This window comes from Flavobacterium sp. CBA20B-1 (genome assembly GCF_028473145.1).
GTDB lineage: Bacteria > Bacteroidota > Bacteroidia > Flavobacteriales > Flavobacteriaceae > Flavobacterium.
In genome coordinates this window covers 2512242-2535243 of the sequence record NZ_CP092370.1, presented here as the reverse complement: position 1 = coordinate 2535243, position 23002 = coordinate 2512242, and the positions used below count along the sequence as shown (strand labels likewise).

Annotated in this window: 16 protein-coding genes; 7 read left to right on the top strand and 9 right to left on the bottom strand. The window is 35.8% G+C overall.

Features of this window, described 5'->3' with window-relative positions:
- Positions 1-4 precede the first annotated feature (4 nt).
- The 6 genes from ruvA to ruvB form a co-directional block, all read right to left on the bottom strand.
- A complete protein-coding gene (gene ruvA / locus MG290_RS12400; protein ID WP_264561583.1) occupies positions 5-586 on the bottom strand; it encodes a Holliday junction branch migration protein RuvA in 582 nt (193 codons plus the stop codon).
- A gap of 82 nt (positions 587-668) precedes the next feature.
- On the bottom strand, positions 669-2954 hold the full coding sequence (locus MG290_RS12395; RefSeq protein WP_264561582.1) for an NADP-dependent malic enzyme: 2286 nt from the start codon (positions 2952-2954) through the stop codon (positions 669-671).
- 100 nt (positions 2955-3054) lie between these two features.
- Positions 3055-5697: a carboxypeptidase-like regulatory domain-containing protein gene (locus MG290_RS12390; protein WP_264561581.1), complete on the bottom strand. Its 2643-nt coding sequence runs from the start codon at positions 5695-5697 to the stop codon at positions 3055-3057.
- 10 nt (positions 5698-5707) lie between these two features.
- Positions 5708-6475, bottom strand: a complete 768-nt coding sequence (locus MG290_RS12385; RefSeq protein ID WP_264561580.1) for a GLPGLI family protein — start codon at positions 6473-6475, stop codon at positions 5708-5710.
- Between the two features lie 442 nt (positions 6476-6917).
- Positions 6918-7841: a tRNA epoxyqueuosine(34) reductase QueG gene (queG, locus tag MG290_RS12380; protein WP_264561579.1), complete on the bottom strand. Its 924-nt coding sequence runs from the start codon at positions 7839-7841 to the stop codon at positions 6918-6920.
- 148 nt (positions 7842-7989) lie between these two features.
- On the bottom strand, positions 7990-9024 hold the full coding sequence (ruvB, locus tag MG290_RS12375; protein ID WP_264561578.1) for a Holliday junction branch migration DNA helicase RuvB: 1035 nt from the start codon (positions 9022-9024) through the stop codon (positions 7990-7992).
- 269 nt (positions 9025-9293) lie between these two features.
- Here ruvB and MG290_RS12370 point away from each other — a divergent pair, with 269 nt between their 5' ends.
- Positions 9294-9920, top strand: coding sequence for a class I SAM-dependent methyltransferase (locus tag MG290_RS12370; protein ID WP_264561577.1), 627 nt, complete (start codon positions 9294-9296; stop codon positions 9918-9920).
- An 89-nt stretch (positions 9921-10009) separates the two neighbouring features.
- Here MG290_RS12370 and MG290_RS12365 read toward each other — a convergent pair whose 3' ends face one another.
- The gene (locus MG290_RS12365) at positions 10010-15388 is read right to left on the bottom strand and encodes a T9SS type B sorting domain-containing protein (RefSeq protein WP_264561576.1); all 5379 of its coding nucleotides are present in this window, start codon (positions 15386-15388) and stop codon (positions 10010-10012) included.
- A 254-nt stretch (positions 15389-15642) separates the two neighbouring features.
- Between MG290_RS12365 and folE the strand changes: the two genes are divergently transcribed.
- The 5 genes from folE (at position 15643) to MG290_RS12340 (ending at position 20271) form a co-directional block, all read left to right on the top strand.
- Positions 15643-16314, top strand: coding sequence for a GTP cyclohydrolase I FolE (folE, locus tag MG290_RS12360; RefSeq protein ID WP_264561575.1), 672 nt, complete (start codon positions 15643-15645; stop codon positions 16312-16314).
- Positions 16315-16353: 39 nt separating this feature from the next.
- Entirely contained in the window at positions 16354-17820 is a 1467-nt protein-coding gene (gene cysS, locus MG290_RS12355; protein WP_264561574.1) for a cysteine--tRNA ligase, read from the top strand.
- Between the two features lie 53 nt (positions 17821-17873).
- Complete coding sequence (yidD, locus tag MG290_RS12350) at positions 17874-18104, top strand: membrane protein insertion efficiency factor YidD (protein WP_264561573.1); 231 nt, start codon at positions 17874-17876, stop codon at positions 18102-18104.
- A 22-nt stretch (positions 18105-18126) separates the two neighbouring features.
- Positions 18127-19044 carry a prolipoprotein diacylglyceryl transferase gene (gene lgt / locus MG290_RS12345; RefSeq protein WP_264561572.1) on the top strand — a complete coding sequence of 306 codons (918 nt, stop codon included), beginning with the start codon at positions 18127-18129 and terminating at the stop codon, positions 19042-19044.
- Between the two features lie 102 nt (positions 19045-19146).
- Positions 19147-20271, top strand: coding sequence for an MBL fold metallo-hydrolase (locus tag MG290_RS12340; RefSeq protein WP_272585597.1), 1125 nt, complete (start codon positions 19147-19149; stop codon positions 20269-20271).
- A gap of 430 nt (positions 20272-20701) precedes the next feature.
- Here the strand turns inward: MG290_RS12340 and MG290_RS12335 are convergent, their stop codons facing one another.
- Together MG290_RS12335 and MG290_RS12330 are read right to left on the bottom strand one after the other, a co-directional pair.
- Complete coding sequence (locus MG290_RS12335) at positions 20702-21457, bottom strand: META domain-containing protein (RefSeq protein WP_264561570.1); 756 nt, start codon at positions 21455-21457, stop codon at positions 20702-20704.
- A gap of 56 nt (positions 21458-21513) precedes the next feature.
- Entirely contained in the window at positions 21514-21864 is a 351-nt protein-coding gene (locus tag MG290_RS12330; RefSeq protein WP_264561569.1) for a 4Fe-4S dicluster domain-containing protein, read from the bottom strand.
- Positions 21865-21935: 71 nt separating this feature from the next.
- Between MG290_RS12330 and MG290_RS12325 the strand changes: the two genes are divergently transcribed.
- The gene (locus MG290_RS12325) at positions 21936-22994 is read left to right on the top strand and encodes an acyl-CoA reductase (RefSeq protein WP_264561568.1); all 1059 of its coding nucleotides are present in this window, start codon (positions 21936-21938) and stop codon (positions 22992-22994) included.
- Positions 22995-23002 lie beyond the last annotated feature (8 nt).

The following is a 23002-nucleotide window of genomic DNA, read 5'->3' as shown; positions in this document are numbered from 1 at the left end:
AATCTTACAAACTTTTTAATGCTGATTTGATAATTTGTTCTACAGTAACTTCTGGATTTTGCTGCACGATGTTTTTTACTACTTTTTCGGTAGCTTTTCGAACAAACCCAAGTACTTCTAATGCAGATAACGCTTCTTCTGCATTTGTATTGTTTAAAGGTGCAGATAAATCTTCTAAACCATATAATTTTTGTACTTTTTCTTGTAGATCAATGATAACGCGTTGGGCGGTTTTTAAGCCAATTCCTTTGATAGATTGTATGGTTTTCACATCGTTTGAAGCAATTGCTTGGATTAAATCTTTTGGAGCCACATATGAAAGCATGTTTCGAGCGGTGTTGCCACCAATCCCTGAAACCGAAAGCAATAACTTAAAAAGCTCGCGTTCTACCTTATCCATAAATCCATACAAAATATGCGCATCTTCTTTGATTTGCAGGTATGTATATATCTGAATGGCCTCGGCATCATTTATTAAAGAATAAGAATGCAACGAAATATGAACTTGATAGCCAATTCCGTTGCAATCTATAATAATATCTGTAGGAGTTTTTTCAACCAATCTGCCTTTTAAAAACGCAATCATTTCTTATCATTTAATTTTCATCAAAAATAGAAAATTTAATTAATATAATACGTTTTGTGCAATTTGGTTTACTTTTAAGCGTTTACACACTTTTTTTCTTTAAACTTTTTTGTTGGGCATCAATCACCGCCACAGCAGTCATATTCACCATTTCATCTACGCTAGCACCCAATTGAAACACATGCACAGGCGCATCCAACCCTAACAAAATAGGGCCGATGGATGTGGCTCCGTTTAATTCTTTTAGCATTTTATAGGTGGTATTTGCCGTATCTAAATTTGGAAAAACCAATGTATTTACCTTTTTACCGACTAATTTTGAAAACGGAAACTTGTCTTTTAACATTTCTTGATTCAGTGCAAAATCGATTTGAATTTCGCCATCAACCACCATTTCCGGATAAATTTCATGCAACATTTCAACCGCTTTACGCATTTTTCTTGGTGTTTCTTCTTTTGACGAACCAAAGTTTCCATACGAAATCATTGCCACTACCGGATCCAATCCAAACATTTTCACAGTGTGGTTGGTCATTAATGCAATTTTAGCAATTTCTTCGGAAGTTGGATTGGGGTTTACAGCAGTATCAGCCAAAAACATTGGGCCTCGGCGCGTAAGCATTAAATTGGTCGATGCCACTTTTGACACACCACTTACACGAGGAATTAAATCTAAAACCGGTTTTAAGGCAGACGGATAACTTCTTGAATAGCCCGTTAGCATAGCATCGGCTTCGCCTTGCAACACCATCATCGATGCAAAATAGCTGCGGTCGCGCATGAGCTTTTCTGCATCAATTTTTGTAATTCCTCTGCGTTCTCTCGACTTCCAAAAGAACTCTGTATATCGTTTTCTTCGCTCGCTTTCTTCGTTGATTTTAGGGTCAATAATCAGTACATCGGCATCAAAACCAATTTCCTCTTTTAATTCTAAAATCACATCTTTATTTCCTAACAAAATAGGAATTGCAATTCCTTCTTCGTAAGCAATTTGTGCTGCTTTTAAAACATTTAATTGATCGGCTTCGGTATAAACCACTTTTTTAGGGTTCATTTTTGCACGATTCATCAGCATACGCACCAATTTATTGTCGGATCCCATACGGTCTGATAATTCATCGCGGTATGCTTCCCAATTAGTAATCGATTCTGTAGCCACACCCGATTCCATTGCTGCTTTTGCCACAGCTGGTGGAATTTCGGTCATTAAACGCGGGTCAAATGGTTTTGGGATGATATAATCTTTTCCAAAACTTAATTTGCGTTCGCCATAGGCAATATTAACTTGCTCAGGCACCGATTCTTTTGCCAATTTTGCCAAAGCATAAACGGCAGCCAATTTCATTTCCTCGTTGATTTTTGTAGCACGCACATCTAGCGCCCCACGGAAAATAAATGGAAAACCTAAAACATTGTTCACTTGGTTAGGAAAATCAGAACGTCCCGTACCCATGATAATATCATCGCGCGTTGCCATTGCCAATTCGTAAGCAATTTCAGGATTTGGATTTGCCATTGCCAATACAATTGGGTTGGCTGCCATTGTTTTTAGCATTTCTGGTGTTACCACATTTGCAGCTGATAAACCAATAAACACATCGGCATCTTTCATGGCATCTTCCAGCGTGTGAATGTCGCGATTGGTTGCCCAAGCAGCTTTAGACGGATCTAAGTTTTCACGATCGGTACGAATAACACCTTTACTGTCTAGCATGACAATGTTTTCTTTTAAAGCGCCAACCGAGATATACATTTGTGTACATGAAATGGCAGCAGCACCGGCACCATTTACCACAATTTTCACATCTTTGATCTGTTTATTTTGCAGTTCGCAGGCATTGATTAATGCCGCACCCGAAATGATGGCAGTACCGTGTTGGTCATCGTGCATCACAGGGATATTCATTTCTTCTTTTAAACGGCGTTCAATTTCAAAACATTCCGGCGCTTTGATGTCTTCTAAGTTAATGCCTCCGAAAGTAGGCTCTAATGCTTTTACAATATTTACAAATTCGTCAACGTTTTTAGTATCTACTTCGATATCAAACACATCGATGTCGGCAAAAATTTTAAACAACAAACCTTTTCCTTCCATTACCGGTTTTGAAGCTTGCGCGCCAATATCGCCCAAACCTAAAACAGCGGTTCCGTTACTAATTACCGCTACTAAGTTGCCTTTTGCAGTGTATTTATACGCATTTTCAGGATTTTTTTCGATTTCTAAACAAGGTTCTGCAACACCTGGTGAGTAGGCCAATGCCAAATCACGTTGTGTACTAGTTGCTTTTGTAGGCACTACGGCAATTTTACCGGGTTTTGGTTTAGCGTGATATAATAAAGCTTCTCTTCTTTTTGAATCTTTGTGCATGATTTTGTTTTTTGATAAGTAACAAATATAGTAAGGCAGAATGAATTTAAGAAAAGAAAAAAAGTTTTTTTAAGAAAAACGATTATTAATAGAAATCCTTTTAAAACCTGTATTCTGCTTTTAAAAGAGCAAATCGGGGTATTAACTTATAACTTGTTTCAGAAACACTGATGTCAGAAAGGCTGTACGAAACAAAAGTGTCGGTGTTGAAAATATTATTTAGCGTGAACCCTAATCGAATTTTTTCACTCAATTGATAATCTATGTTTAAATCAGAGAAATAGAAATCTTTCTTGTTTTGCGATAAATTGCCAAAATAGTAGCGTTCGTTATGCAAAGTGGTGTATAGTTTTTTTGAAAATCTAAAGTTTAGGTTTAAAAATGTTCTATTGTTGGTATAATCAAAAACGGAAGTGGTTTTAAATTGATTGTAATCCCATTTGGTGCCTATATGATAATTAAAAACTCCGTTGAATCCAGAACGCACTTCTAGACCGTAATTTATAGTTGTGGACGTGATATTGCGAATATCCGATTCGTTTACAAAATTTTGATAGTTGGAAGTGTTTCCTCCAAATGTAAATTTAAAGTTTGATTTAATCTTTTTGAAATAATAATCGGCATTTATGTTAAAGTAAATCATTTCACGATTATTCAATACCACAGGTTCTGAAACAGAATAGTTTTGCGATAGTATGGATCTGCTTGAAAAATATTGATCTGAAAAACTATAACCTGTCATTGCCGACATAAAAAACCGATCGCTCCAATTTCCAAAAGTGTACATTAAATTAGCATTTTGGTTTGCAAATTGGGTAAAATCTTTATAACCTACCGAAAAATTTCTAAAGCCAGAATGAATATAATTTGGATAAATATCAAGCAAACTGCTGGTTTGCCAATTGTAACTGTATGATGCTTGCAGTTTGTTTTTTGCATTTATTTCCCAATTAAGGTTTAATGCTGGGGAAAATAAAAGCGGACTATATTTTTTATAACTATTGTTTTCAACGATTTTTTGGTTGATGAAATTGATTTTTGCCGATGGAACCATCCTGAAATTCGAGGTTATTTGATACGAATAACTTGCATTGGTGTAATAGGAATGGTTTTGAAATTGCAAATTGTTTTGAAAACCACTTGGCAATGAATCTGTTTCATTATCAATTAAATAAAAACGCGTGTTTAAATCATCGTTTCGCAATTCGGCTCCTGTAGTTAATTCAAACAAATGACCGTTGGCTTTTCGGTTTAAATATTTAGCCTCAAAACCATAGAAATTCATGTTATTGGCTGCTTTTTGCTTTACGACGTTGGCATTAGTGTTAAACAAATCTTGGTAAACAAACTGGTTCACATTATAGTTTTGCGGCGTTTCTTCGTTAATGAACCTTCCCGCAATAATCCAAACTTTTTTTTCGGTTGGTTTGGTGGTGTACACTATTTTAGAATCGAAAAAATTGGTTGTTGTTGCTAAACATTCTTCCAAATTATTTCCGTTGAAATTAATATTGCTGCGGTCTTTGTTATCTGCGTAATTAAAACGCGAAGTAATTTCGAGGGTGGCTTTTTTAGAAAAATCATGTGTAAGATCTATCTTACCAAATGCCGACAGTTTTCGTTGGCGCATATAATAATCTTCGGTGTTTGTAAAGGTTGTTGTGCCGTCTGAAAACTGATCGTAACTGTTTCGGTAAAAATTTTGTTCATTGGTGTTTAAAAAGGCTATTGCTTTTAATTTTGTTTTGTTGGTGAGTGTAAAAATACTATTTAATGAAAGCATTTCTGCATTGTTAAAATTGGTTCGGTCGTCACGCAAAGCTGCAGTTGACGGTGCTAAACTTAAAAACTGTTGTGCTTGCTGATTATCGCCCACCACATAATCGTTTGATGAACGAATTAAATGACTAATGTTGCCTGTGGCATCATACCCCAGATTGTTTAAGTTGGTTAAAAAATAGTATTTGTTTTTTTTGCCAAAGTTCATTAGGTTGCTTCGCACTGTGTAACGGTTTTCTGAAACCACTCCGTAACCCGCATCAATATTACCAAACCATTGGCGTTTGGCATCGTCTTCTAATTTTAGATTTAAGGCAACTTTATCGCTATTTTCAATGCCTTTTAAATGTTTGTTGTTTGAATAGTTTTTTAAAAGTTCTACTTCTTTCAAGGGTTTTACAGGCATGTTTTTAGAAAGGATCTTATAGCCTTTTTCAAAAAAATCGTCGCCCTCTACCATTATTTTTTCAATTTCTTGGTTGCCCACTTTTACCGTGCCGTTTTCGGTAACTTGTATGCCGGGTAGTTTTTTCAACAAATCTTCCACGGTGTATTCGGTACCGTCTAAAAACGATTTTACGTTAAAAGTAACCGTGTCGTTTTTTTGTTTTATGGGCGTGGGAATGTCTATAACAATTTCCTGGAGTTCTTCGTCTTTCTCTTGTAGCGTTATGGTTAACTCTTTATTTTTTTCTGTTGATAAATCAAAGTTTAAAAGCTGTTTTTCGTAACCCAATGCATTGCATTGCAAAGTGTATTCTTTGGCTTCTAAATTGGTAAAACTAAAACTACCGTTGGCTTTGGTAAATTGGTAAGCAACGGTTTTGTTTTCGGCATCTTTTATAATAATGCTTGCGTTACCCAATGTAGTGCCGTGTTCATTATTTACAACACCGGTAATGCTTTGAGCAAAAATAGTATTGCAAAAAAGCAATACTATTAATAATATTAGTAGGTTTCTCAAGATACTGATTTTAAAACAATTCAATAAAAACGGGTTTAGTTTGGTCTTCCATTCTATACAAAGGTTCACCAGGTTGTAATTTTGAATTTATGTAGTTTAATCTCTCACTTTGCTCTGATTTTTTTTTCTTAGTATATTGGTCTATTTCAAGGCGTTTATTTTGAAAAACAATTTTAGATACTTTTTTACTTAAATCAATATCTTTACCTAAACTTATGTTTATGGCTTGCGCTTTATACACCCCTTTATCATCTGCAACTTCTAAAATTAAACCGGTTAAACCTTTTAATTTCCATGGCCCTGCATTTACTGGTATTTCTTCGGTGTACCAAGCGGTATAATTTCTTCCTCTAAATTTCCCTGTTGCTTTTTTACAGGTAAAACCGCCTATTTTTTTTGTTTCGTTAATCAGTTTCCATTTAATTTCGGGCACATCTTCTTCAAAATGATAATAATCATAAGCTATTTGTTCGCCAAAAAGAATTTTTGTAGAATTTAGATATGAAAAATAATAATTAGCTGTTTTTTCTGTAGCAAATTCTGTTATAGATATCGTGCCATCTTCCAAATGTGTTACCTCACGGTCTTTTTTACCATAAACTTGCTGGTATAATGAAATGTCTTTGTTAAAATATAGATCATACGAAACATCCCAATTTCCATTACCTAAATTCAATGTTTGCTTGTATGTAACTTTGTTTTTAAAAGTTGTGGTTTGTGCAGCAGCTGAATAGTTTAATGAAAATAAAATCAAAAATATGTTAATAATTTTTTTCATAGATATAAATTGTTAAACAGTCTAAAATAAGGCTTAGACTGTTTAAATTTTTATAGTAGATCTATCTAACTAATTGCCCCATTCTTATAGGTATTAATAGTCTGTCTCCGTTTTGATTAATTGAATCGTAACATTCTCCTTTTATCCAAGGGCCATATGTTTTAGAACCATCCGAATGATGATAAACCGTTCTCCACCAACATGTAACTATTGCTTGCTCAATCTTGTCATCATTTTTTTTTCAAAAAATCAACAACAATCTCATTAGAAGCAAAACTGCTCCCTACAAAGGCTACACAAGCCATTGCACTAAAAAATAATTTTTTTATGTTTTTTTTAATTTTTATGTTAAACATGATGCGATAATAATAATAATAATAATAATATCTGCAAAATTTTTATGTTAAAATAACATAAAAATGCGATGTATTTTTATAAATATTTAATGATTCAAAAACTCAATATTCCGCATCAATCCAGAAAACTTCGTACGTTTTACGGGCGATTTTTTAAAGATTTCGTTGAATATTTCGTTGGTTAAATCGTTCCATTGCTGTTTGTCGTAATCAATCAAGGTAGGTTTTGGTTTAAAAAGGGGTTCGGTATTCGGTTTTGCAAAACGGTTCCACGGACAAACATCTTGGCACACATCGCAACCATACATCCAATCGTCTAACTTGCCGGAAAATTCATCAGGAATGGCATCTTTTAATTCAATCGTTAAATACGAAATACATTTGCTACCGTTCACAATATAAGGCGATTCTATGGCTTGTGTGGGGCAGGCATCGATACAAGCTGTACACGAACCGCAATGATTGGTGGTGGCGGTATCGTATTGCAATTCTAAATCAATAATCAATTCGGCTACAAAAAAGAACGATCCCTCGGTTTTTCTTATTAAATTGTTGTTTTTGCCAACCCAACCCAAGCCGCTTTTTGCTGCCCAAGCTTTATCTAACACCGGAGCTGAATCTACAAAAACACGTCCATCGACTTCGCCTATTTCATCGTTAATATAATGCAATAAATCTTTCAATTTATCTTTTATCACAAAATGATAATCTTCGCCATAGGCATATTTGGAGATTTTGTAGGAATTGGGATTTTGTTGTTCGGCAGGAAAATAATTCAGCAATAAAGACACAACCGATTTAGCACCGGGAACCAAAAGTCGTGGATCTAACCGTTTATCAAAATGATTTTCCATGTACTTCATTTCGCCGTTCATATTGTTTTTTAACCAACTTTCTAAACGCGGTGCTTCTTCTTCTAAAAAAGTAGCTTGTGAAATTCCACAATAAGAAAAGCCCAAATCGAGGGCTTTCTGTTTTATAAACTGTGTATATTTTTCTTTGTTAGTCATGAGCTACCTATTTTCCACAGATGCACAGATAAATAATTATTCGTTTTTTTACAACATAGATTTTGTATTTACTGTTTCTAGTGCTGCTAATAAATCTGTAAATAAATATACTTTCAATTGTGGTTAAAAAACAAAAAATAACTAAGATTTATTCATGATCGTTAAACAAACCGCCTTGCTTGCCCAGATTTTGTTTTCCTAAATGTTTATACGCTTTTTCGGTTACTTCACGTCCGCGCGGCGTGCGGTATATAAATCCTTCCTGAATAAGAAAGGGTTCATAGACTTCTTCAATGGTCTCGGCATTTTCTGAAACGGCTGTTGCCAATGTGGATAATCCAACCGGACCACCTTTGAATTTATCAATAATGGTTGATAAAATTTTGTTGTCCATTTCGTCTAATCCGTATTGATCTACATTCAAAGCTTTCAATGCAAAACGCGAAATCTCGATATCGATACGTCCGTTGCCTTTAATCTGAGCAAAATCGCGAACTCGTCGTAACAACGCATTGGCAATACGTGGTGTTCCTCGGCTTCGACCCGCAATTTCAATAGCCGCTTCCATATCAATAGGCACTTTAAGAATAGTCGCACTTCGTTCTACAATAGTTGACAATAATTCGATGTTATAATACTGCAAACGACTTTGAATTCCGAAACGTGCACGCATTGGTGCTGTTAACAACCCAGAACGTGTAGTTGCCCCAACCAATGTAAAAGGATTCAAGTTGATTTGAACCGAACGTGCATTTGGCCCCGATTCGATCATAATATCAATCTTAAAATCTTCCATTGCCGAATACAGATATTCTTCAACCACAGGACTTAAACGGTGAATTTCATCGATAAACAAAATATCACGTTCTTCCAAATTGGTCAACAAACCAGCTAAATCGCCTGGTTTATCCAACACAGGGCCAGAGGTGATTTTAATGCCTACATTTAATTCGTTTGCCAAAATATTAGACAAAGTTGTTTTTCCCAAACCTGGAGGTCCGTGAAACAAGGTGTGGTCTAAAGCTTCGCCACGTAAATTGGCTGCCTTTACAAACACTTTTAAATTTTCTAATACCTGATCTTGACCTGCAAAATCATCAAACGAGAGCGGACGCAGTTTTTTTTCTACATCGATTTCTTCGTTGGAATAATTTTCGTTGCTTGGGTTTAAATGCTCGTTCATAAATGCAAAGATAGTATTTTTACATATATCTCATTTAAACTTTTCAAACCAGCCAGATTCATAGTTAGCGCTATTTTATAAGTCTCATAGATTGATTACCTTTGGTAATACACATCTATGTTTTATCGAAATAAAATCTATCTAAATACATTTTAAAAATTCTATGTATCTATATGGCTCTATTACATTTTCAGTTTTACGAATATAAAAAATGCGTTACAAATTAACTCGTTGTATATTTAACGATTATTACAAATGAAAATACAAAAATGAACTGTACACTGTGCGACACTTTTTTAATGGAGAAAGCCGATACCGACTATTATATCTGCACAAATTGCAATGCTTATTTAAAGTGTGATTATTTATACTTTAATGAAGCTGAAGAGAAAAATCATTACGAACAACACAATAATGATGTAAACGATGCGGGCTATCAAAACTTTACTGCGCCGGTTACCAATACTGTTTTAGAATATTGTTCAACCGAAATGCTTGGCTTGGATTATGGTTGTGGAAAAGGTCCGGTAATTAGTAAACAGTTGATTGAAAAAGGATTTAAAGTTGATTTGTATGATCCGTATTTTTATCCGGATACTTCGTACTTAAACAAGCGTTATGATTTTATTTTTAGTTGCGAAGTGTTTGAACATTTTTATCATCCGTTTGAAGAACTAAAAAAATTACACAGCGTATTAAAACCAAACGGATTGTTGATTGTAAAAACGCATTTATACAACCACCAAACCGATTTTAAAAATTGGTATTACCGCAAAGATCAAACGCATGTTTTTATATACACTTTTAAAACGTTTGAATATATTGCGGAACATTTTGGTTTTGATATTGTAACCTTAACAGAAAAATTGATTGTTTTAAGGAAGCGGATATTTTAGGGGTTGTTGGTTAGTGATACATAAATTATTCGTTTATAAAAAAAAGAGGAAGCTTTCGCATCCTCTTTTTTGTTGATATTTACAAGTGGTTATCGTTTCAACGAGAAGTGACCTGTAACTTCTTTTGTTAATCCTGTTTTTGGATCTACATACTCTGCTTTAAACCAGTAGTCGGTTGATGGCATTGGTTTTCCGTTAAAGGTTCCGTCCCAGCCTTCGCTTGCTCCACTTAATTGTTTAAGCAATTTTCCAAAACGGTCAAAGATGTATATTTTTGCATTTGGCTGATTCTTTAATGACCAAATGTTCCAAGTGTCGTTGTATCCGTCGTTGTTTGGTGTAAAGTATTTTGGATAATCCATCACATTGATTACTTTACTTGCCTCACATGGTTCGCCTTGAATACGTACATAAACTGTGTGCTCTCCTGGCGTTACATCTAAAAAGATATTTGAATCTTGCCATGGACCGTTGTCTAATTTGTACTCTAATTGTACGCCTGGACCTGCATAAGCCATTACTTCGATTGCGTTGGTATCGCCAAAGCTATCTGTTAGTTTCACTTCGTCGATTGTTACGCTTGGCGCTTCATTTACTACTGCCGTGCGTGTTGTACTACAGCCGTTTGGACCAGTTACTACTACTTGGTAAGTACCACCGCGTTTCACATATAATCGCCCGCCGTCGTTTAACACATCTGCTACTGCAGGTGTTAAAGGTTGCCCATCACGTGTCCAAACAATGGTATAACCCGTATTTTCTTGGATTCCTGTTTCTAGGTAATGTCCACTAATCAGAGCAAATTGGTCGCGGTATTCGTAACATACTACTCCGTTTTCTAATGGTAAAACTTCCGGTGCGTCTTTTAATCGAACTGTAAAGGTTACACTTGCACTACATACCAAATTCGTATCAGTGTATTTTACTACTGCTCTTATTACTTCGCCGTCGAAAACTTGTACGCTGTTTTTGTTTACAATGGTGCCATCCCAACGCTCATACTGTACAAATACATCTGCTGCTGCTGGTTGGTTGCCAATAATCTCTGCGTCTAATCCGCTTAAATCTACTATCGACACACCATCGTTTTCAAAGTCCGTTTCACAGAATTCTGTATCAGTCGCTGCAAAGGCATATACTGCTTGCTCGATTTGGATAAAGAAGGTAGATATATTAAAACATCCCGTTTCACTGTTTTCTACACGAACCCAGATTTGTTGACGATCTAAGGTGGTGTTTTCATAGGTATATGGCAATGGGTTTACATTGTCTTCTGCATTTTCCTCGGTAGCAAAATATCTTACGATATGCGTTGCTGGATCTTGCGTACCCAAGGCTTGCGCATCTTTATCGCGTAGGTTGAACTTTGTGCTACGCGTTGGGTTATCCATACATGCTGCCAAAGTTGTCATTGGTCCTACTGTTGGCCATGGGTGTACCACCAAATCTAAAACAACAACCACATAACAACGTTGGTTTGTATCTGTGAAACTGTTTTCTACACGTACATAAACTTGTGATGTACCACTAAAGAAATCGCTTGGGTTTGGAATAAAACTATTGTCTGATGGACCAATATGAGCACCTATCTCTGAAACATAATACGTATAGGTATAATTACCAAAATTACCGATACTTGCTTCTGCATCTCTTAAATCAAAGGTTGCCATACCTGAGTTAAATGTATCTTCACACAATTCCAATGGTGTTGGTGTATAGTTCGGCTCTGGAACTGGTAACACGCGTAATGTTAAGGTAGTTACACTTCTACAACCGTATTGGTTTTCCACACCGATATAAATGGTTTGTGGGTTTACCGTATTATAGAACTGGCTTGGATTTGCGATTTTATTGAAATCGTTCTCTGCTGCTTGCTGGGTTAGGTAATAATTGATTACCGTTCCAAATGGTGGCTGACCGCCAAACAATTCATATTCACGGATGGTTAAATCAAACTCGCGCAATCCATCGTTTATTTGATCGGTATCACATAATACGATTGGTAATGGCTGTTGTAACACAAACGGTGCTGCTACCTCTATTTGGAAGCTCATCACACGTGCACAACCACCTGGTTTTGATGTATCTTCTATACGAACCCAGATTGTTTGTGGGTTTACTGTATTTTGAAACTGTGTAGGGTTTACAATCCAGTTTGTATTGCTATTAGCCAATGCTTGGGTAGTAAAGTAACGGATTTGGTAAGTCCCTTGAGCTGTTTGTGCTGCTAATAATGCCGCATTTTGCTCGGTTAAATCAAATATGGTTAATTGATCTTGAGTGCTTCCTAACACGTCACATTCTACCAATTTTGGTAAACTCGCAGGTAATTTTGGCGGCACTACCAATTGGAATGCGATTGGATATACAGAGAAACAACCGGATACAGGATCGTTTACGCGGATCCAAATTGTTGAATTTCCTGGCGTTAAATTGTTATAGGCTACCGGGTTCGATATATTATTTATATTGTTCATGGCATCAGACTCAGTTTCGAAAAACTGGAATCCGTAGTTTTGACCCGTAGCATCTATCAATGCTTTTCCGTATAAGTAAATATTAATGGTACCAAAACCTGAATCGCTACATATTACATAAGGTGTACTTGGTGCAGTAATAACAGGGTTGGCTTTTACTTCTAAATTCATAGTGCTTACTACAAAACATCCCGTACTTGCGTTAAATACGCGAACATAGATGGTTTGTACGTTGGCAGATACGTTTTGGTATTGGTTTGCCAATGGGTTTAACCCGGTTTGCGCATCGCTGTTGTTATAATGGAAACTTACATCTAAGCCTTGTTGCGTGCCGATGATTCCTGCTTTTAAACTTGCTAAATCAAACACTTCAAAACCATCCCCATTGGTATCACATTTTGTAACGGTTGGTAACGGGTTGGCTACAACCGGCATAGCTACCAATTCAATATTGATGCGACTTACTACGAAACAACCTGTGGTGTTATCGGTTACACGTACATAAACTACTGTTGATACACTGGTTGAAAAATTGGTTGGGTTGCCTATTGCTCCCGTATTTGCCATTGCTGCGGCTGAACTTATATGGTAGCTTACTGTATAGTTGGCAGCGTTTAAACCGGTTAACATTTCTGATTCTTTGCTGCGTAGGTTTACTGTTTCTACTCCATCATTATTAATGTCACAAACCTGAAGACCTCGAATTGGGGTAATGGCAGGAGTTTTGTTTACGATTAACACCAAAGGAACCGTGTTATAACAGCTAGAGTTGGTAAACCCTACGCGTACATAAATCGTTTGTTGGTCTTTTACTTTATTAATGTAAGCGCCGGTATTGAAGATGGCATTTGCATTGGCATCTGCATCTCCTTGGGTTTCGTGGAAAGTAACTACCGAATTAGCCGGCATTGGGTTTCCTGCGATTAATACGCGGGTTACATCTAAGTTAAATTCTCCAAATCCATCATTGTTTAAATCACAATATGTCAATGGTGCAATGCTGTTAGCTACTGGAGTGTTGATGATTTGTAACTGCAAAGGAACTACCGTGAAACAGTCGCCGTCTAAATTGCGTACACGCACATAAATAGTTCCCGCTGCTCCGGTGTAATTTACAGGCAGCATTAACGCGGTGTTGCCTAATAATGCATCTTGCTGGGTGCTGTAAAACTCTAAAGACACACCTAGTGGGCTAACAGGTACGGTGCTATAAGCTAAATTCAAATCGAAATTTGCTAAACCTGTGTTTCCGTTTTCACATGCTGTGATTGGTAAAACCGTGGTTTGGATTAGCGGCAATAAGTTTCTATATAAATAGAAAGAAGTTACTCCAAATGACAATGAGTTGTTACTATCGGTAACGCGAACCCATATACGTTCACCGTTTGTTCCGTTATAAGTTGCTAAACTTCCCGATGGTATCGCATTGATGCCTGTATCTGCATCGGGTTTGCTTAAGTGGTAAGTTACTATATAACCTGCTGCATTGTTGTAAACAACAGGGGTTTGAACCGTTAAATCAAACGTTTGTACGCTCGCTCCCTCACATATCGATAAGTCCGGTAAAGGATTTAACGTTAAACTACAATTTAGTAAACTGATTGTAAATGAGGTTACATAAGGACATGGATTATTCAACTCGTATGCACGAACCCAAATCGTTAATGAACCGGTAGTACTATTCGGTAAATTATAAAAATTAGAAATTGCATTGGTATCATTCTCCGCATCTTGTTGCGTTAAATAATAACTGAATAATATATCTGGATTGCTCGTTACACCTGTCAAGGCATCGTCTAAATTAAATCGGGTCGAAGAACCTGAACTCGGACACAATGATATATTTTGTGGCGCAGAAATCGTTACATAATCAAAAAATTCAATTCGAACGGGCGGTGCTTCTAAAATACAGCCTGTTACGTTAGGTATAAAACCTTTTACACTGTATTCTCCCGTTTCTGTAACTACTAAATTAGGACCGGTTTGACCTGGAATTTGGACACCATCTTTAAACCACTCAAAAGTAAATAAATTCGGATCTAAACCAGACTGTAACGTATAGCTATCTCCCACACATAAACCTTCGCCGTTCTCAATTAAAACAGGGTTACCTAAATCTAAATTACCAATATCAAAACTTCCTGCTTTGAAAAATGCAGCACTACTATGTCTGTTGTTTGGACAGAAATCTATTACCGCTAATTTAATTGTGTATTTTCTACCAACAATAACATTAGCCGTTAAAGATGTCATTGGAACTGTATGACCTATATAATTAATAGGTGCAGACAAAGCTGGTGTAGTGCTCGGGGCTGCATAAACATTTCCCATATACAAAGGGTTAACATTGGCACAAGTTCCTCCTGACTTTGTTACATCACGTACCGTATTAATTGAAATTGGGTCTGTTGTATTTGGAACTAGCGCTAAGTTTTGTCCTACTCCTGTCGTTGTATCAATTAACCATGCTGCAAACATAGCTCCATTTTCACACCACTCTCCACACTGGGAATGATAACTATTTGATGCAAATAAGTAATCAAAAGTAACTGAACTTTGGACCGGTATAAAATCAAATTCAAGTTGAGTAGATCGATAGGTAGGCTGCGACCCTCCCCCTGCATTATTAATAGCATCATTTAAAGTTTGATCTCCAGCCCAACGTTCACCGTTCACACCACTTGTTTGCCTAAGTGATGGCCCAGGAATTTCAGCAGGTGAATCAGTACACAAAACGACACCATCCTCAAAAGGAAAAGTTGAACCGTTTTGGTTAAAATACGCCAAATTGTAATACTGTTGAGCCTGTGGCGATCCATCTCCATTTTGATATCTTACATTAGACACCAAATCACATTGAGATCGCACTAAAACATCCTTCACAAGCTCGTCGGGCGTATAAGTAGCGTCCACAGCCACATAATTGTACTGCTGGCTAAATCCTAAAAAGCTGGTTACTAAAAACAGTATTAATAAATATTTGTTTCTCATAGTTAGTTAATATAAAATTTATGAGTTAAATAAAACAAAAAAACACACTTTGTTTTTAAAAGCGAAATTTACATAAAATTAAGAAACTATTAAGGTTTTTTTTGAAAAAGTTTTAAACAAGGTAAAATTTAACAGTTTTAAGCTACCGAAAAAACACATCACACGTATTATATTTCTTGACTACAATACTTTATTTAGCACATTTCACTATATTTGCATTCTTAATATTTTATCTAATAAATACTATTAAAATTATGTGTAAATCAGACGCATTACACGATGATATAGGCGAAAACCACATTGGAACAAGCGACTATACACCTTTGAGAGCCGACGCTTTTTCTATTTCGGACGATGAAAAAATTGAACGAATCAAGAAAGATGTAGAAAATATTTTAAATACTTTGGGTATGGATTTAACCGACGATAGTTTAAAAGGTACTCCTAACCGTGTGGCTAAAATGTTTGTGAAGGAAATTTTTGGTGGATTGAATCCTGAAAAAAAACCTTCTTCATCTACTTTTGACAATAAATATAAGTATAACGAAATGTTGGTCGAAAAAAACATTGTGGTTTATTCAACCTGCGAGCATCATTTACTGCCAATCGTTGGGCGTGCGCATGTGGCATACATTTCAAACGGAAAAGTGGTTGGTTTGTCTAAAATGAACCGTATTGTAGATTATTACGCAAAACGTCCGCAGGTTCAAGAACGTTTAACGATTCAGATTGTTGAAGAATTAAAACGTGTATTGGGAACCGACGATGTGGCTTGTGTGGTAGATGCCAAACATTTATGTGTAAATTCTCGTGGAATTCGCGATATTGAAAGTTCAACTGTTACTGCAGAGTTCAGTGGTGCTTTTAAAAACGATGTTACCCGCAGAGAATTTTTAGACTATATTAAATTAGATACGCAGTTTTAGTTTAACGCGAATTTGCTAATTCGCAATTGCGCAAAAATTATGAAAGAAAACCTAAAAATATACAATTCAATTACTGGAGAAAAAGAACTTTTTAAACCTTTGCACGAAGATAAAGTGGGTATGTATGTTTGTGGACCTACTGTTTACAGCAATGTGCATTTGGGAAATGTACGTACTTTTCTTTCGTTTGATTTTATCTTCCGAAGCCTTCAATATTTGGGATTCAAAGTTCGTTATGTGCGAAATATTACCGATGCCGGCCATTTAACCGATGACGGCGATGTGAACAACGACCGCTTTGTGAAACAATCGCGTTTGGAGAAGTTGGAACCAATGGAAATTGTTCAGAAATATACGGTTGATTTTCATAACGTATTAAAGTTGTTCAACCTGCTTCCTCCTACTATCGAACCAACTGCGACTGGGCATATTATCGAACAATTAGAACTTACTCAAAAATTGATCGATAAAGGTTTTGCTTACGAAAGTAACGGTTCGGTTTATTTTGATGTGCTGGAATACAATAAACGCGGTTTGAATTACGGGGAACTTTCGCGCAGAAACATCGAAGAATTGTTTGAAAATACTCGTGATTTGGACGGACAAAACGAGAAGAAAAATCCACAGGATTTTGCCTTGTGGAAAAAAGCTTCTCCGCAACATATCATGCGTTGGTCGTCTCCTTGGGGCGATGGTTTTCCGGGTTGGCATTTGGAATGTACTGCAATGAGCACGAAGTATTTGGGCGATGAATTTGATATTCACGGCGGCGGAATGGATTTAAAATTCCCTCATCACGAATGCGAAATTGCACAAGGAAAAGCGTGCAACGGCAACTCGCCTGTTCGTTATTGGATGCACGCCAATATGCTGACCATGAACGGACAACGCATGAGTAAATCTACCGGAAACTATATTTTACCAATGCAGTTAATCACGGGCGAAAATGATTTCTTTGAAAAACCTTTTACACCCGGCGTATTGCGTTTCTGTTTTTTACAAGCACATTACCGCAGCGTTTTAGATATATCGAACGAAGCTATGTTGGCATCTGAAAAAGGTTTTGACCGATTGATGGATGCCATAAAATCGCTTGCCGATTTAAACACTTCGGCAACATCTACCTTTAATGTATCAGAATGGAAACAGAAATGTTTGGATGCATTATTAGATGATTTCAATAGCCCGGTTTTGATTGCAACTATTTTTGAAGCAGTGAAATTCATTAATTCGGTTAAAGAAAACAAAGCTACCATTTCGGCAGCCGATTTAGATCTTTTGAAAGAAACATTAAACGCTTTGGTCTTTGATGTGTTGGGATTGTATCACGCAGAAACAGCAAACAACAACCAAAAATTAGAAGAAGTTGTAAACCTTTTAATCAACATGCGCAACTTGGCACGTGCCAACAAAGATTTTGCACAATCTGATTTAATCCGCAATCAATTGGCAGCAATCGGTATCGAGCTAAAAGACGGAAAAGAAGGCACAACTTTTACATTATAAATTTTACAAAAAAAGAGCTACTTAAACGGTAGCTTTTTTTATCTTTGATACTTATGGAACAACTCAAAAAAATACTCATTTTTCCTTTTGTTGTGCTGATACGTTTTTACCAATTGGTGATTTCGCCCTTAACGCCGCCCTCGTGCAGGTTCACGCCTACATGTTCGCATTATACCTTAGAAGCCCTAAGAAAACATGGTTTGTTCAAAGGGAGTTGGTTAGGTGTCAAACGTATTGCAAAATGCCATCCTTGGGGAAAATCGGGGTATGATCCTGTTCCATAAAAACAATTAAAAAATAGTTATTATGATTTGGAATCCGTCTGAAGGAATTACCATTGCAGGTTTCACCCTGCGCTTTTATAGTTTAATGTTTGTAGTGGCTTTTGGTTTGGGCTATTACATTATGAGCAAAGTATATCACCGCGAAAATCGCTCACAAGATGAGTTAGACAAACTTTTTTTCTACACGTTTATAGCCACTTTATTGGGTGCGCGTTTGGGGCATGTATTCTTTTACGATTGGGATTATTACCAGCATCATTTATCAGAAATATTGTTGCCATTTAGATTTGATCCATTTGAATTTACCGGATTTGCAGGATTAGCAAGCCATGGAGCAGCAATTGGTATTATTTTGGCAATGTTTTTTTACAGCCGAATTATTAAAAAACCGTTGTTGTGGATTTTAGACCGTGTGGTTTTATCAATCACGATTGGTGGTGTTTTTGTTCGATTGGGTAACTTTTTCAACTCTGAAATTTACGGTCATATCACCGAAAAATCATTTCCTTTTGGAATAAAATTTATTCGAGAGGAAGAGTTTTGGCGAGCAAACAATTTAATGGGAATTACGCAGGCTGCCAATAAAAACGAAGCTTATAAACTAATAGAAACCGACCCTAGATTTTCAACCATTTTAGAAGCCATTCCGTTTCGTCACCCTACCCAATTATATGAAGCATTTGGATACGTAATTTTGTTCATCGTTTTAATGTTTATGTACTGGAAAACCGATGCACGAAACTATTTAGGAAAAATCTTCGGAGTATTTTTGGTATTCTTATGGTTGATTCGATTTGTGGTGGAATACGTTAAAGAAAGCCAGGGCGGATTTGAATCTTCGTTAGGATTATTATCAACAGGTCAGTGGTTAAGTATTCCGTTCATCATTGCAGGAATTTATATTTGGGCAACTGCCAAAAACCGACCTGTATCACACTAAAAAGAGACAATTAATTATAAAAAGCCTTGAATAGTTTTCTATCTAAGGCTTTTTTTGTTTTTATTAACATTTCGTTTCATTTAATTTTTGCACATTCGTTGCATGAAAATAAAACGAAAAAAATTAATGACTACTACCCTGCTTGTTATCGGAATTTTAATTGCCGGAACATTGATCTTTTTACAACATCCGCTTTTTGGAAAACAACCATCGGGCGAGCGCTTAAAACGTATTCAACAATCAAAAAATTATACAAACGGTCAGTTTCAAAACTTATCAAACACACCCGCATTATCAGAAGATGCTACTTATTTTGGTATGATAAAAGAACTGTTATTTTCAAAAATTGAACACACCAAACCAACCGATAGTATTCCTTGTGTAAATACCAATTTATTAGAAAACACAATAAATGATGATTTCATGGTTTGGTTCGGGCATTCGTCTTACTACATGAAAATTGATGGACAATCGCTTTTGATTGATCCAGTTTTAAGCAAAAACGCCTCGCCTTTATATGGAACAAATACTGCTTTTGCAGGTGCCGACATGTTCACTTGTGAGGCATTGCCTAAAATTGATGTTTTAATTTTAACGCACGATCATTACGACCACTTAGATTATTCATCGTTTAAAAATATTAAAGACAAAGTAAGCAAAATTATTTGTCCGTTGGGTGTGGGTGCACATTTAGAATATTGGGGATTTCCAAAAGAAAACATCACCGAATTAGATTGGTATGAAGATGCATCTTTAACCGATTCTATCAAGATCACGGCTACTCCAGCACGTCATTTTTCGGGTAGAAGTTTTAAACGAAATACCACTTTATGGGCTTCATATGTGCTGCAAACAAAAAATTTAAACATCTATTTAGGTGGAGATAGCGGTTATGATACGCACTTTAAAGAAATTGGTACAAAATACGGCCCGTTTGATTTAGCGATTCTTGAAAACGGACAGTACGACAGAAAATGGAAATACATTCACATGATGCCCGAAGAAGTAGTGCAAGCAAGCAACGATTTGCAAGCAAAGCGCTTTTTCCCTGTTCACAGTTCTAAATTCAAATTGGCAAACCATCCGTGGAAAGAACCTTTGGAACGCGTAAGTATTGCAAGTGCAAAACAAACGGCATCGCAATTAATTACTCCAAAAATTGGTGAAGTAATTTATTTAAACCAGCAAGATCAGGTTTTTGAAAAATGGTGGGAACAGGTTAATTAATATAACCCGTAGTGCATTATAGAATTCCCACAGATGCACAGATTTTTATATTACTTTAAGCAAATCATAAAAATGACGCATCTTTATTGAATGCGATGCATTCAATATCTGTGAAAATTAATAAATAGTAGCATTAATTTTGTAAAATTACATCTGTGTATCTATGGTAACAAAAACAAATATTTACATATCAGTGTGTTATAGTTTATTTAATAATGCACTATGAGTTAATATAGTAAAAAAGTCGCTTCAAAAAAGCGACTTTAATTATTCATACTGTTGCACCAATTCCATGATTTTCTTATCTTTTTCTAACGAAATCAGTTTAGCTGTCATTCCGATGAAGGAGGAATCTTAACAATAAATAGTAAAGATTCTTCACTACATTTCATTTCGTTCAGAATGACACTTTTCAAAAAAGCGACTTTACTTATTCATACTGCTGCACCAGTTCCATTATTTTCTTTTCTTTTTCTAATAAAATCAGGCGCGTTCCTTCTAATTTATAATGCGTGACTTTTTCTAAAGCATCAGTAAAAACCTTTTCGTTTACACCATCGCAAAACATTTTAGTTGATGTGATATGGTTAAATTTCATAGTGTTTTGATACATTAACAACTGCCCATTGATTGCATTGCAAGCTGTGTTTCCTGAAAAAACCGGTTGGTTGATATCAATCTTAATAAAAGGTTTTTTGTAGGGATACAAATCGGCTGCTTTAATTTTTCCGACATAAATTTTATCTAAATACCAGTTTCCGTTCAACGTTACTTTGTGGAATTTCATTTCGCCACTGTCTGATTTTAAAATCAACACATTATGTTTTAATTCATACGAAGTAGCTTGCGACAAAGCTTTTCTGTAGTCATCACTTTTCACTTTTTCACACGCCATCATGGTCGAAATAAAATCAGCAGGAAAACTAATTTCTTGGTTTTTCTTCAAAGTCGCTTTTCCGTTAATTCTGTTGCAACCATCGTATCCGTAAACTGATAAATTTTCAGCACTTTCAAAAGTCAAAGTGGGCAATCCTTCTTTAAAATCTTTCGCTAAATCTTTACTAAAACTCGCACTGGCAAGTTCCCAATTTCCATTTAAAACCGATTGATCTTCTTTAATCTCTTTTTTAACCGCACAAGATACAATAAGGCTTGCTAGCGTTAAAAACACAAAAACTTTTTTCATATTTATTTTAATTTTGATAAAAATAAAAAAAGCTCCGCAAAATGCGAAGCTTTTAACTATTCGTTATGTAAAAAAGCTTGTCTTTCAAGTAACACTTCTTCACTTTCCACATGGTTTTCATCGGGCACACAACAATCAACTGGGCAAACAGCTGCACATTGCGGCTCTTCGTGAAAACCTTTACACTCGGTACATTTTCCAGGAACAATGTAATAAATATCGTCAGAAATTGGTGTTTGTGCATCTTCTGCATCTACTTCCGAACCGTCTGGTAAAATCACTTTTCCGCTTAATTTTGTACCATCTTTCCAACGCCAATCGTCGGCACCTTCATATATTGCTGTATTTGGGCACTCTGGCTCGCAGGCACCACAATTTATACATTCATCGGTTATTATAATTGCCATAGCAAGGATTTTATTTAATTAATGTAACTTTGCACAAAAGTACTGCATAAACAATTTACAAACAAATCTATATGATTTTAGAAGATAAAAAAAAGGCTTTTATACAATTGGGGCACTTTTTAAAACAATTTGCTACGACACCCTACCAACAAAACCCAGAAGTGTTGTGCAACGAATTGTTTTTTGAGCCGTTTATTGGTCTAATTAACCAATTACACTACAGCAACAGCTGGTTTAAACGCGAACAACTGGAATTTGCATTCAAATCGTGGAGCGATGCGTTAACAAACGATAATTTAACCAAATGGCTCGCTGCATATGATTTTCAGGAAGAACCTTTAAAAACAATAGGATTGGTGTTAGCTGGAAACATTCCAATGGTGGGTTTTCACGACATTTTATCAGTGTTGCTATCGGGCAATAAGGCATTAATCAAATTATCTTCAAACGATGCGTTGTTGATTCCTGTTTTGTTGAAATACCTTGAAACAGTTGAACCCGAGCTTAAAAATCGATATGAAATTACAAAAGATAAACTGGAAAATTTTGATGCAGTAATTGCCACAGGAAGCGATAATACGGCACGTTATTTTGATTATTATTTTGGAAAATATCCGAACATTATCCGTAAAAACCGAAATTCGGTTGCAGTTTTAAACGGCAATGAATCAAAAGAAGATTTAATTGCTTTAAGCGAAGATATTTTCAGGTATTACGGTTTGGGCTGCAGAAATGTATCGAAACTTTTTGTGCCAAAAGATTATAATTTTGACAACTTTTTCGAAGGAATGTTCTCTCAAAAAGATATAATCGATGACGATAAATACGCCAATAATTACGATTATAACAAAGCTGTTTTTTTAATGAGCAATTTTAATTTGCTAGACAACGGTTTTATGACAATTAAAGAAGACACAGGATACACCTCTCCTATTTCATCGGTTTTTTATGAGTTTTATGATGATATAAACGAGGTTAAAAAACGATTAAATACCGATAAGGAAAAAATTCAATGCATTGTATCAAATAATTTAGTTGAAAACAGTATTGCATTTGGAACCACACAAACCCCACAACTTTGGGATTATGCAGATAATGTGGATACAATGAAATTTTTGTTATCTTTATAAAAAATTTA